The sequence below is a fragment of the Pseudomonas jessenii genome (assembly GCF_002236115.1).
In the GTDB taxonomy this organism is placed as follows: Bacteria; Pseudomonadota; Gammaproteobacteria; order Pseudomonadales; family Pseudomonadaceae; genus Aquipseudomonas; species Aquipseudomonas jessenii.
Genome location: NZ_NIWT01000008.1, coordinates 274,049 through 286,339 on the forward strand (window position 1 = coordinate 274,049; position 12,291 = coordinate 286,339).

General features: G+C 61.5%; 11 protein-coding genes. 7 read left to right on the plus strand and 4 right to left on the minus strand.

All coding sequences use genetic code 11. From position 1 onward, the window contains the following. Positions 1–112 precede the first annotated feature (112 nt). The 4 genes from PSJE_RS26265 to PSJE_RS26280 all read left to right on the plus strand — a co-directional run bounded on the left by PSJE_RS26265 (position 113) and on the right by PSJE_RS26280 (position 4,283). Positions 113–391 carry a DUF3303 domain-containing protein gene (locus PSJE_RS26265; RefSeq protein ID WP_057715432.1) on the plus strand — a complete coding sequence of 93 codons (279 nt, stop codon included), beginning with the start codon at positions 113–115 and terminating at the stop codon, positions 389–391. Between the two features lie 216 nt (positions 392–607). Then, complete coding sequence (locus PSJE_RS26270) at positions 608–2,221, plus strand: arylsulfatase (protein ID WP_057715433.1); 1,614 nt, start codon at positions 608–610, stop codon at positions 2,219–2,221. A 68-nt stretch (positions 2,222–2,289) separates the two neighbouring features. Continuing rightward, positions 2,290–3,558, plus strand: a complete 1,269-nt coding sequence (locus PSJE_RS26275) for an OmpP1/FadL family transporter (RefSeq protein WP_090454779.1) — start codon at positions 2,290–2,292, stop codon at positions 3,556–3,558. 50 nt (positions 3,559–3,608) lie between these two features. After that, positions 3,609–4,283, plus strand: a complete 675-nt coding sequence (locus PSJE_RS26280; protein WP_057715435.1) for a DUF3313 domain-containing protein — start codon at positions 3,609–3,611, stop codon at positions 4,281–4,283. A 106-nt stretch (positions 4,284–4,389) separates the two neighbouring features. Here PSJE_RS26280 and ligD read toward each other — a convergent pair whose 3' ends face one another. Continuing rightward, positions 4,390–6,426 (minus strand): DNA ligase D, encoded by a 2,037-nt coding sequence (ligD, locus tag PSJE_RS26285; protein WP_090454777.1) that lies wholly within the window; start codon positions 6,424–6,426, stop codon positions 4,390–4,392. Positions 6,427–7,753: 1,327 nt separating this feature from the next. Then, positions 7,754–8,482, minus strand: coding sequence for a tellurite resistance TerB family protein (locus PSJE_RS26290; RefSeq protein ID WP_090454776.1), 729 nt, complete (start codon positions 8,480–8,482; stop codon positions 7,754–7,756). 257 nt (positions 8,483–8,739) lie between these two features. On the opposite strand from PSJE_RS26290, the gene pcsA reads away from it, so the two are divergent. Then, on the plus strand, positions 8,740–9,462 hold the full coding sequence (pcsA, locus tag PSJE_RS26295; protein ID WP_090454774.1) for a phosphatidylcholine synthase: 723 nt from the start codon (positions 8,740–8,742) through the stop codon (positions 9,460–9,462). 2 nt (positions 9,463–9,464) lie between these two features. After that, complete coding sequence (locus tag PSJE_RS26300; RefSeq protein WP_090454773.1) at positions 9,465–9,851, plus strand: DUF488 domain-containing protein; 387 nt, start codon at positions 9,465–9,467, stop codon at positions 9,849–9,851. A gap of 133 nt (positions 9,852–9,984) precedes the next feature. Here the strand turns inward: PSJE_RS26300 and PSJE_RS26305 are convergent, their stop codons facing one another. Next, positions 9,985–10,797 (minus strand): class I SAM-dependent methyltransferase, encoded by an 813-nt coding sequence (locus tag PSJE_RS26305; protein WP_090454771.1) that lies wholly within the window; start codon positions 10,795–10,797, stop codon positions 9,985–9,987. Positions 10,798–10,842: 45 nt separating this feature from the next. Next, positions 10,843–11,121: a DUF4242 domain-containing protein gene (locus PSJE_RS26310; RefSeq protein WP_090454770.1), complete on the minus strand. Its 279-nt coding sequence runs from the start codon at positions 11,119–11,121 to the stop codon at positions 10,843–10,845. Between the two features lie 177 nt (positions 11,122–11,298). On the opposite strand from PSJE_RS26310, the gene PSJE_RS26315 reads away from it, so the two are divergent. Further along, positions 11,299–12,291: an AraC family transcriptional regulator gene (locus PSJE_RS26315; RefSeq protein ID WP_090454768.1), complete on the plus strand. Its 993-nt coding sequence runs from the start codon at positions 11,299–11,301 to the stop codon at positions 12,289–12,291.

The following is a 12,291-nucleotide window of genomic DNA, read 5'->3' on the forward strand; positions in this document are numbered from 1 at the left end:
TTTTGCCGCAAGCCAGCCAGGATGGAACTGCAAACCCAAGCGCGGCCACGGCCCCGGCGCCAGCCAGGTGCGCGCATAAAAACCGGTGCCAATCCGTAACAGGAGGTAGCCGATGTTATTCATCGTCAGTTGGACAATCAGCCCGGACAACCGTGATGCCGCAATCGCACGTTTCCTCAAGACCGGTGGCGCACCGCCCGAAGGCGTCACCATGCACGGACGCTGGCACGCCGTAGGGAGCTCGGCCGGCTTCGGCATTGCCGAGGCGAGTGATCTGGTGCCGATTCAAAAATGGGTGCTGGAGTGGAACGACCTGATGAGCATGGACGTGCATGCCGCATTGACCGATGAGCAAATTGCACCATTGCTGGCTGCCACTGCCGACCGGTAATGGCGATTGAGGCGGCGAGTAGCGCTCGCCGCCTCAATTTAGCGGGTGTTTTTGAGCGAACACTCTTTCGGCGCAATGCTCCTGAATCAGTGCTTTCTGACTATCCATTACTGGATATTTCGCAATTCAAACCTACGCTCTTCGCGGGGGTTACGAAATTCAACGACGGTTGGGGGCTCGTCTCGATGTACTCACGCGAGTGCGCAGGAGCTCGAAATGAATCGGACAACCTTATCCACGCTGTTTGCGGCCCCCCTATTGCTGTCTGTGATGGCGTTTCCCGGCCTGACCCTGGCCGCCGACAAAGCTCCCAACATCCTGGTGATCATGGGCGACGATGTGGGCTGGTCGAATATCGGCGTCTACAACCAAGGCATGATGGCCGGCAGAACCCCCAACCTTGATCAGCTAGCGAACGAAGGCATGCGTTTCACTGACTATTACGCCGAGGCCAGTTGCACCGCCGGGCGCGCCAACTTCATTACCGGCGAACTGCCGATTCGGACAGGCATGACCACCGTCGGCCAGGCCGGCTCGCCCGTGGGTATTCCCGCCGAAGCCGTCACCATCGCGACCGCACTCAAGGCCATGGGTTATGCCACCGGCCAGTTCGGCAAGAACCACTTGGGCGACCTGAACCAGTTCCTGCCCACCGTCCATGGTTTCGATGAGTTCTTCGGCTACCTCTATCACCTCGACGCCATGGAAGATCCCGCACACCCCAATTATCCGAAGGAGCTGCTAGACAGCGTCGGCCCACGCAACATGGTCCACAGCTGGGCCTCCACCACTGATGACACGACCGTGATGCCGCGCTGGGGCAAGGTCGGCAAGCAGAAAATCGAAGACGCCGGAACGCTCTATCCGGAGCGGATGAAAACCGTCGACGAGGAGATTCGCGACAAGGCCTTCTCGTTCATCGACAAGGCCAAGCAGGACAACAAACCGTTCTTCGTCTGGCTCAACCCGACCCGCATGCACATCGTCACGCACCTGTCCGACAAGTACGAGGCCATGCGCAACTCGCAGAATGGCTGGTCGGAACAGGAAGCCGGTATGGCGCAGCTCGATGACATTGTGGGCGACGTCCTGGCGAAGCTGAAAAAAGACGGCATGGACGACAACACCATCGTGATTTTCACCACCGACAATGGTGCGGAAAACTTCACCTGGCCCGATGGCGGCACGACTCCGTTCGCCATGGGCAAAGGCACGGTCATGGAGGGTGGCTTCCGGGTACCGGCAATCATTCGCTGGCCAGGCAAGGTGCCGGCCAACCAGATTGCCAACGGCATCATGTCCGGCATGGACTGGTTCCCGACCCTGGTCGCGGCGGCAGGTAACCCGAACATCACGGCGGAACTGCTCAAAGGCAAACAATTGGGCGACACCACCTACAAAGTTCACCTGGACGGCTATGATCAAACGCCAATGATCACCGGAAAAGGTCCGTCGAACCGGCATGAAGTTTTCTACTTCGGAGAGAGCTCCTTGGGTGCGGTGCGCATAGACGACTACAAATATCGCTTCATTGACCAACCGGGTGGCTGGATGGGGGCTAAAGTTGCTGTGGATGTGCCGATCCTGACCAATCTTCGACTCGACCCGTTCGAGCGCATGGGCTGGCCGGAAAATCAGGCCGCGCAGGGTTCGCAACAATACTTCGACTGGTTCAAATTCCAGTTCTGGCGCTTCGTGTTCGTCCAGCAGCAGGTGGCCAAACTGGCAGAAACAGCGATCGAGTTCCCACCAATGCAAAAAGGCGCGAGTTTCAACCTCGACTCGGTTAAAGCCAAGATCGCCGCGGCTCGGGCAGAGATGGCCAAGTAACAGCCGAATCCACGGGTGGCGAGTTCAGTCCACCCGTATTCGAAATGGACAATTGCTGAGGGATTTCCATGCCGACGAAAACAGCTACCCTGCCCGCCTCTGCGCTACTTGCCCTGTGCTGCCAGCAAGCCTGGGCCGGCGGCATCATGCTCTATGAAATCGGCACCGATAACGCCGGCCTGGCCAACGCCGGTGCCGCCGCCCGTGCCCAAGGCCCCTCGACCATCGCCAGCAACCCCGCGGGCATGAGCTATCTGCCAGGCACGCAAATCACCGCCGGCTTGCAGGTTCTGTACGGCGACCTGAGCTTCGACCGCGACTCCGGCACCAACACCCCGGGCAGCGGCAGTGGCAACGCCCTCGATCCGATTCCCGGTGGCAGCTTCTTCATCAGCCATGAACTCGACGAGCACTGGAGCGTCGGGTTCGGCCAGTACGGCGACTTCGGCCTGGCGGTCAATTACGACAACGACTGGTCCGGCCGCTACTTTGCGCAGAACTCCAGTCTGCTCGGCCTGTCGCTGGTACCGAGCGTGGCTTATCGCTTCAATGAGCAGTGGTCGGTCGGCCTGGGCATCAAGGCCATGTACAGCATGTTAAAGGCAGACACCGCCATCGACCGCTCCCCTTTCGGCTTCACTGACCGCTCTGACGGCCAATACAAGTACCGGGACAACACCTGGGGCTATGGCGCCAACGTGGGCGTGATCTACGCCCCACAACCCGGCACGCGCATCGGCCTGACCTACACCAGCCAGGTCGACCTGGACTTCAAGGACCGGCTGGACGTCAAGGGCGACGGCCGCCTGCTCGAGCGCGTCAACAACACCGATACCGAACTGGACATGAAGGTGCCGCAAACCGTCACCCTGAGCCTTTTCCAGCAACTGGACCGGCAATGGGCGTTGCTCGCCTCGGCCAACTGGCAGGACTGGTCCGAGTTCGGCGACATCGCCGTAGAGGTCGACACCACGGCGTTTGGAGCGCAATCGACAACAGTCGACGCCGGCTTCAAGGACACCTGGCACCTCTCCCTTGGCGCGCAATACCAGGCCACCGAACAGTGGTTGTGGAACGTCGGTGTGGCCTACGACAGCAGCGCCGTCTCGGACAGCAACCGCAGCGTGGTCGTGCCGATGAATGAATCCTGGCGCATTGCGACAGGAGCCACCTATGCTCTGAACGAGAACACCGATGTCAACGTCAGTTGGGCCATGGTCTGGCTCGGCGACATGCCGGTGGACCAGGCGAAGGCCGTATCGGGCAATCGAATCTCCGGTCAATTCGACAATGCCTGGATTCAGGCTATAAACGGAAACATGACCTGGCGATTCTGATGTCTTGTAAACGAAAGAATGACGATTTAAACCAAGGAGTAAACACCACTATGAATCTGTCCCGAAAACTGCTCGTCGGCGCTACGCTGGCCAGTCTGTTGCTAGGCGGCTGCACCTCGAAAGTGACTGAGAAGGAGCAATATTCAGGCTTCCTGTCCAACTACAACAACCTGCAGGAAGTCGAAACGCCGAGCGGCGGCACCGCGATGCGTTGGGTCAGCCCTGCGTGGAACCCGAATGCCTATGACACCGTGGTGTTCAACAAACTGGAGCTCTACCCGGCCCCCAAACCCGATGAGCGTGTCAACCAGCAGACACTGACCGACATTCAGAACTACATGACCAGCAAGGCCAAGGCTACGCTGGGCCAGAAATACCGCGTAGTGACCAACACCTCTTCCGCACCGGCGGGTTCGCGCCCCCTGATCATGCGCGCGGCGATTACCGGGGTGAACGCCGAGAACGAAGGCATGAAGTGGTATGAAGTGGTGCCCATCGCGGCCGTAGTCGGGGCAACCCAGGCAGCCACCGGTCACCGTGACCAGGAAACCACCCTGTTCATCGAAGCCGAGTTCGTCGACGCCAAGAGCAACCAGACCGTAGCCAAAGTGGTGCGCAAGGTGTTCGGCACCGAACTGAAAAACGAAAGCCAGAAGATTACCGCCAAGGACTTCAAGGCGGCGATCGACAAACTGGGTACCGACTTCCAGGCATTCCTCAAGTAAGAACAGGTTGCTCGCGTAGGAGCTGCCGCGGGCTGCGATCCTTTGATCTTCAGGTTATTGAAACCATGCAAAGGTCGCAGCCTTCAGCAGCTCCCATCGGCACAGTTCACTTCTTCATCCCCACCCGCCGGCGCATCTCGGCAGTGATCGCTTGCCGGGTTTTGGGCATGTCCGCCCAAGGCTCATCCCCGACTTCGGCCAGACGTTCATGCACGTTGTGCAGATTCCATTGATTGGCGCCCTTGAGTTCGGCCACCTCTTCGCGCCAGATCGGCATCGACACCGGCAACCCCTCGCGGGTACGTACGGCGTAGGCGCAAATGGTGGTCGCCCCCAGACCGTTGCGCAGGTAATCGATGAAAATCCGTCCGACCCGGTTCTTCGGTCCCGACACCGCGGAAAAACGCTCGGGTAACAGCCTGGCCATGTGACTGACAATGGCATGGCTGAAATCCTTGACCTCATCCCAACCGAGCTTGCGGGTCAACGGCACCACCACGTGAATTCCCTTGCCGCCGCTGGTTTTCAGAAACGCCTTGAGCCCCAGTTCATCCAGCACCGACAGCGTCAGCTGCGTGGCCTCGACCATGCGTTTCCATGGCAGCGCCGGGTCTGGGTCAAGGTCGAGGATAAAACGATCCGGCTTGTCGAGTTTGTCAGACGTCGCAATCCAGGTATGCAGTTCCACGGCATTCATCTGCACCGCGCCAACCAGCGCCTCGACGTTGTTGATGAGCATCATCGGCTGGCCGGTAAGCTGTTTGTCCAGCAGGGTGATGCCGGGGATCGACAGGTGCTCGGCATTCTTCTGGAAAAACAGCTCACCAGCGATACCGTCCGGCGCACGCACCAGCGCCACCGGACGATCCTTGAGTTCGGGCAGGATCCACTCGGCGACGCTGGCGTAGTACTGCGCCAGTTGCAGTTTGGTGGTGCCGCTGCCGGGGTCGATCATCCGGTCCGGGTGGGTGATGCGTACCTTGCCCTCCTCCAGACCGAGTTGTGAGGGGGCGGGTGCGGTTTTCTTTCCCGTGGCAGCGGGCTTCGCCGTGCCAGCCTTTTCCGCAGTGGAGGTTTTCACGGTTTTCGCGCGCTCCTCGGTGATGGCTCGTGCCGGTTTGTCATTGCGCAGGCCATGAAACACGGCATGGCGCACCAAACCGTTCCTGGTCATTTCAGCGAAGGCCACTTCCGCCAGCAGCCGGGGTTTGAGCCAGTGCACGTCCCTGGCCTGCGAACCGCCGGGTGGATTGACCACCGGCGGCTTTTTCACCTGCAGGGGCTTGAGCTGATCATGGAGGCTGCGCAGGGTCGCCTCGTTGAACCCGGTGCCGACTTTGCCGGCATAACGCAACTGGCCGTCATCGTGATCATGCAGTCCCAGCAGCAACGCCCCGAAGGCATGGCGCGAGCCTTTCGGCTCGGTGAAACCGACGATGACGAATTCCTGCCGATGCTGGCATTTGAGCTTGATCCAATCGCTGCTGCGACGGGATACATAGGGCGACCCCTGGCGCTTGCCGATCAACCCTTCCATGTGCATCTGGCAGGCGCTGTCGAGCAAGGCGCGGGGCTCCTCGCCAAACGACTCGGAGAAACGCAGCAACGGCTCCTCACTGGCCTTGAGCACCGTCGCCAGCGCAGCTCGACGCTCTTCGACCGGCACCTCGCGCAGGTCCATGCCATTGAGGTACGGCAGGTCGAACAGGTAGTAGAGAATGTCGTCGCTGCGATCCGCTTCGAAGGCGTTTTGCAGCGCCTGAAAGTCAGGGACACCCTGTTCGTCCATCACCACCATTTCACCGTCGAGCCATGCCGATTCCAGGCCCAGCGCGGTCAGGGCCATGGCCTGCCCTGGCAGTTTGTGGGTCCAGTCGTGACCATTGCGAGTGATGAGCTTCACTTCGCCGTGGTCGATGCGGGCCATGATCCGGTAGCCGTCGAACTTGATTTCGTAGCGCCACGGTCCGTCGGGGATTTTTTCCACCAGCGTCGCCAACTCCGGCTTTAGCAGGTCCGGCAGCCTGGCTTTGCGCGCGCCGGTCAGTGGCGATGATTTTCCCGGGCGTGAAAGTTTGGCGGCGGGCTTGGTGGTCGCCGAAAAATCACGCATGCGGTTGTAGTCATCGAGGTTGCGGGGCATGGCTCACCTGCTTCGCGCCCGGACGTTGAATGCAAACGTCTCCTAACCAAGCAGAGCCAGCGAACGGCGCAATAATTCAATCGGCGTTGAAAAAGCCCGGACGGACGGGCTTGTGGCGCGGGGTACAGCTGGTGTTCCGGCTGGTTGACCGAGTCATCGTTCTTCGCGAGCAGGCTCGCTCCCACAGTGATTTTCAGCGCACACGGAATCGGCGCTCGGCGGCGGTCAAAATGTGGGAGCGAGCTTGCTCGCGATGGCGGTGTGTCAGGCTCCTGGGAGGTTGACTGGGTCGACCGCATCGCGAGCAGGCTCGCTCCCACAGTGATTTTCAGCGCACACGGCATCGGCGCTCGGCGGCGGTCAACATGTGGGAGCGAGCTTGCTCGCGATGGCGGTGTGTCAGGCTCCTGGGATGTTGACTGGGTCGACCGCATCGCGAGCAAGCTCGCTCCCACAGTGTTTTTCAGCCCACACGGCATCGGCGCTCGACGGCGGTCAAAATGTGGGAGCGAGCTTGCTCGCGATGGCGGTGTGTCAGGCTCCTGGGAGGTTGACCGGGTCGACCGCATCGCGAGCAAGCTCGCTCCCACAGTGATTTTCAGCGCACACGGAATCGGCGCTCGACGGCGATCAAAATGTGGGAGCGAGCCTGCTCGCGATGGCGGTGTGTCAGGCTCCAGGGATATTGACTGGGTCGACCGCATCGCGAGCAAGCTCGCTCCCACAGTGTTTTTCAGCGCACACGGAATCGGCGCTCGGCGGCGGTCAAAATGTGGGAGCGAGCTTGCTCGCGATGGCGGTGTGTCAGGCTCCAGGGAGGTTGACTGGGTCGACCGCATCGCGAGCAGGCTCGCTCCCACAGTGTTTTTCAGCGCACACGGCATCGGCGCTCGGCGGCGATCAAAATGTGGGAGCGAGCCTGCTCGCGATGGCGGTGTGTCAGGCTCCTGGGACGTAGACTGGGTCGGCCGCATCGCGAGCAAGCTCGCTCCCACAGTGTTTTTCAGCGCACACGGAATCGGCGCTCGACGGCGATCAACATGTGGGAGCGAGCTTGCTCGCGATGGCGGTGTGTCAGGCTCCTGGGATGTTGACTGGGTCGACCGCATCGCGAGCAGGCTCGCTCCCACAGTGTTTTTTCAGCGCACACGGCATCGGCGCTCGGCGGCGGTCAACATGTGGGAGCGAGCTTGCTCGCGATGGCGGTGTGTCAGGCGCCAGGGATGTTGACTGGGTCGACCGCATCGCGAGCAAGCTCGCTCCCACAGTGATTTTCAGCGCACACGGAATCGGCGCTCGGCGGCGATCAAAATGTGGGAGCACCCCGTCAGGCTGTGCCCTTGGCCTGCTGCTCCAGGTGGACTTGCAACTGCGGGTCGATCTGCAACGCCGCGGCCAGTTCATCCAGATAGTTGCGCTCGGCGTCCTGCTGGTCGTCCACCAGCATGACGCTGGCCAGGTACATCTCCGAGGCCATGCCCGGGTCTGTGGCCGACTGCGCGATGTCATAGGCATCCAGTGGCTTGGCGACCTCGTCGTCCAGCCATTGCTGCAATTGCGGATCGTCGGTGTGACGGCCGATTTCAGTGCTGATCATCTGCTTCTCGGCGTCATCGATGCGGCCATCGGCCTTGGCCGCGGCAATCAACGCCCGCAGGATCGCATGGCTGTGCTCCTCGGCCTCCGGGCCGGCCAGCAAGTCCACGGTCCGTGGCGCTTCCTGCGGCGCCGAGGCCTGACTGCGCTGCCAGGCCTGGTACGCCTGGAACGCCATCATGCCCAGGGACGCCAGCGCGGCATAATTGGTGCCGCCAGCGGAACGACTTTGCGGTGCACCGCCCATCGGCGAACCGCCGCCAAGCAAACCACCGAGCAAACCACCCAACCCTGCGCCACCGCCGCCAGCACTGGTACCGGCACCCCCGCCCAACAAACCGCCGAGCAATCCACCCAGGTCGCCGAGCCCGCCCTGGGCCGATGCGCCACCGCCACCCTGTCGCGCCATCGAGCCCTGGCCGGCGCGCAGTAATTGTTCGAGCAGATCGCTGGTGTTCATGACGTTTGTCCTCTTGAAGGGCGTTTATCCAGTCAGGCAACGATAGCCCCCGCAGGCGAATGTGCCAGCACCGTTGGGCTGACCCGCCCGCGCTTTCCCGGATTCGTCCGGGGTATTTTCTTGCGGCGCAGCTAAGATTCATGAGTGGTGAACCTTATTCCCGGATACCCGGTCGATACCTGCAACCCGACCCGGTTTGCCACCACCCCGTACACGAGGTGACAACTGGCTTGCTTCATTCACTGGAGAACGCCCCTGTGATTTCAACCCTGTACATCGCCAGGCTCAAAGCATGGGGCGCCCATGGTTTTACCGCCACTGGCGTGGTCACCGCTTTCCTCGCCACTCTGTCCCTGCTGGAAAACCAGCCGACCCATTGCCTGCTGTGGCTGGGTGTCGCCCTGATCGTTGACGGTCTGGACGGTGCGCTGGCACGCAAGGTCAACGTGCAGTCGGTGTTGCCGAGCTTCGATGGCTCGATCCTCGACCTGGTGATCGACTACCTGACGTACGTGTTTATCCCGGCACTGTTTATCTATCGCTATATCCCGTTGCCGGACTACACCTTGCTGCTGAGCGTGTCGCTGATTCTGGTGTCGTCGCTGTTCTGCTTCTGCAACGTCAACATGAAGAGCAAGGACAACTACTTCCAGGGCTTCCCCGCCGCCTGGAACGTGGTTGCCCTGTGCCTTTACATCATCGCCCCCTCGCCGTGGATCACCTTCATTACAGTCGTTGGCCTGGCCCTGCTGACCGTGACCCGGATGAAATTCCTGCACCCGTTTCGCGTGCGCCGGTTCATGCCGATCAACATTGCGGTGACGGCCATCTGGTTGCTGTGCAGCCTGTCACTGGTGCTCAACCATCCGCTGATCAACCCGTGGGTGATGGGGCTGTGGCTGCTGATGTCGGCGTACTTCCTGGGCATCTGCCTGTGGCGCACGGCGCTGGAGTGGTTCGACGAATCGAGGCTCAAGTAGCCATGGCGGTCCATATCGTTCAACTCGGCTCACCCCGTCGACCCGATGAAGGATTGCGCCTGGGCACGGTACGCCGCCCTCCCCGTGGCGTACCGAAAGCCGAATTCGCCCGTCGGGACTTTTATGATGTCTGGCAGCCGCTGCTGTCGCCCAGTGCGCAGTTGGTGGCCGAGGCCAAGGCTGTGCAAGATGCCAAGGCCTGGGAGGTGTTCCGGCGCAAGTTCAAGGCCGAGATGAGCCAGCCCGCTGCCAGTCAGTTACTGGATCTGCTGGCCGCGTTGTCCCATCAGACGTCCCTGGCCGTGGGCTGTTATTGCGAGGATGAAGCGCATTGCCATCGGTCGGTGTTGCGCGAGTTGCTGCAGGCGCGTGGGGCCGTAGTGATTTAGATGCCATGACCACCACACACACCCTGTGGGAGCGGGCTTGCTCGCGAAGGCGGTGGGTCAGCCACAGCATCTGTGACTGGAAGACCGCTATCGCGAGCAAGCTCGCTCCCACAGTTTTTTACAGGGTTGTCATTCAACGCCGCGTGATCACCACTTCCAGGTATTCACTCGGCACCACCAGCGATTTGTTGCCCGCCCGGTTCAACCGGTTGATCAGCTCGGTCAAGTCGGTCTCCAGGGCCTTGGCGCCATCCGCGGGCAGCGCGGCGAAGGCCTTGTGCACCGGCCCGTACCACTGGCGGAAGGTATCGATGAAATGCGCCGCCGAGCGATAGCGGAAATTGAACGTGCGACGCGTCACCTGGAGCAGGAATTCACGTTCGTCGAAATGCTCGTGCAGCCAGGCTTCGGTGCCCCAGCGTGAGGGCGGATTGGCACCCGGAGGGGGTGGCAGGTGCTGGCCAAGGGTCTTGAACATCTGGCCGACGAAACCTTCCGGCGTCCAGTTGGCCAAGCCAATCCGCCCGCCCGGGCGACAAACCCGTGCCAGTTCCGCGGCGGCTTTGGGCTGGTCCGGCGTGAACATCACACCGAAGGTCGACAGCACGGCATCAAAGCTGCCGTCGGCAAAGGGCAAGGCTTCGGCATCGGCGACCTGGAAGGAGACATTCAGCCTTTCTGCCCGGGCCCGTTCTTCGCCGCGTTCGAGCAAGGCGGCGACATAGTCGGTGGACGTCACCTGGCAGCCACGGCGCGCAGCCGCGAGGGTTGCGTTGCCGTTACCGGCGGCAACGTCGAGCACGCGCTCATCGCACAACAGGTCACAGGCTTCGGCCAGTTGCTCGCCGACGATCTGCAGGGTGGTGCCGATCACGGCGTAGTCGCCGCTGGCCCAGGAGGCCATCTGGCGGTTTTTCAAGGCAGTCAGATCAATAGGTGTACTCATGGAGAAGGTCTCTGGGTTGAAACACGAGTCGGGCCTGGCGGGCATTCACTCCGCCGTTGTCGGATCGATGATGCTCATGACCTGGGAAATGCGATTGGCGGGAAACCCGCTCACCCGAGCGTGTTCCCTGATCTGCTCTTCGTTCGGCGAGATGTACACGCAGTAGAGCTTGTCACCGGTGACATAGCTCTGCAGCCACTGCACCTCAGGCACCTCAGGCAACTCACGCAACGCCCGGCAGGACTTTTGCGAAGCGGCTTTCAAATCCCTATCCGATAATGCTCCGGCGCCCTGGATCTCACGTTCAATGACGAACTTAGGCATGGCAACCTCTCTTTATTGTTCTTGATGGCAGGGCGGCACTCACCCTGTGATCAAACTATCGCCCTGACGGGCGCTGGCGTCCTGTCCGATCGTCGCCCAACCCTGCCCGATCGTCCGGAGATTCCACGTTGCGCGCCGAGGCGCTCACAATCAGGAATCCTTCCACGGGAAACCCCAATGGACGCTCTGTCGCAGACCCTGCGCGTCGTGCATCTGGTCGGCGCGATCTTTATCAACGCCCGGTTCACCGCGCCCTGGTGCTACCAGTCGCCCAGCGCCGACACCGCTGCGCCGTTTCTAGAACCCGATGCGGAACGGGTAGTGATCTTTCACCTGATAACCGAAGGTGAGTGCTACGTTGAACTGGGCGATGACCCGCCGCTGCATCTGAGTGCGGGCGACGTGGTGATCTTCCCCCAGGGCGACGCCCATCGCATGTGCTCACGTCCCGGATTGCCCCCGGCCACGGGTGCGCGACTGGATGCCGTGCTGGCGCGCCGGCCCCGGCAGTTGAGTTATGGCGGGGGTGGCGCGGTCACCCGGTTGGTGTGCGGTTACCTGGCGTGCGACACGCGCCTGGCGGGCATGTTGCTCAAGGGCTTGCCAGCGGTGGTGCGGGTCAATGTGCGCGGTTCGGATGCCGGTATCTGGTTGGAATCCTCCGTGCGCTATGCCCTCGCCGAAGCCCGCTCGCCCCGCCCTGGCGGCGAAGGGGTATTGGCCAAACTGGCCGAAGTGCTGTTCATCGAAGTGTTGCGCCTGTACATGAACGAACAAGGCGAAGGCCGCACCGGCTGGCTGGCCGGTGTGCGCGACCGCATCGTCGGCGCTGCCCTCAACGCCTTGCACAAAAAACCCTGCCACGCCTGGACACTGGACGAACTGGCGCGCACCGCCAACACCTCAAGATCGGTGTTGGCCGAACGCTTCCAGCAACTGGTGGGGGTGTCGCCGATGCAGTACCTGACGCAATGGCGCATGTTGCTCGCCGCCAATCTGTTACGCAGCAGCAACAGCTCATTGACGCGCATCGCCGAAGAAGTCGGTTACCAGACCGATACCGCCTTCAGCCGGGCCTTCCGTCGCGAGTTCGGTGCGCCACCGGCGGCGTGGCGGCGCGGACAGGAGAAAAAAACCATGGCCCACGGGGCAAGACCCGTGAGCCATTGA

Coding starts and splice junctions, on each gene's coding strand:
- PSJE_RS26265 (WP_057715432.1), top strand. CDS start 113: ATGTTATTCATCGTCAGTTGGACAATCAGCCCGGACAACCGTGATGCC.
- PSJE_RS26270 (WP_057715433.1), top strand. CDS start 608: ATGAATCGGACAACCTTATCCACGCTGTTTGCGGCCCCCCTATTGCTG.
- PSJE_RS26280 (WP_057715435.1), top strand. CDS start 3,609: ATGAATCTGTCCCGAAAACTGCTCGTCGGCGCTACGCTGGCCAGTCTG.
- PSJE_RS26310 (WP_090454770.1), bottom strand. CDS start 11,121: ATGCCTAAGTTCGTCATTGAACGTGAGATCCAGGGCGCCGGAGCATTA.
- PSJE_RS26315 (WP_090454768.1), top strand. CDS start 11,299: ATGGACGCTCTGTCGCAGACCCTGCGCGTCGTGCATCTGGTCGGCGCG.
- ligD (WP_090454777.1), bottom strand. CDS start 6,426: ATGCCCCGCAACCTCGATGACTACAACCGCATGCGTGATTTTTCGGCG.
- PSJE_RS26305 (WP_090454771.1), bottom strand. CDS start 10,797: ATGAGTACACCTATTGATCTGACTGCCTTGAAAAACCGCCAGATGGCC.
- PSJE_RS26275 (WP_090454779.1), top strand. CDS start 2,290: ATGCCGACGAAAACAGCTACCCTGCCCGCCTCTGCGCTACTTGCCCTG.
- PSJE_RS26300 (WP_090454773.1), top strand. CDS start 9,465: ATGGCGGTCCATATCGTTCAACTCGGCTCACCCCGTCGACCCGATGAA.
- PSJE_RS26290 (WP_090454776.1), bottom strand. CDS start 8,482: ATGAACACCAGCGATCTGCTCGAACAATTACTGCGCGCCGGCCAGGGC.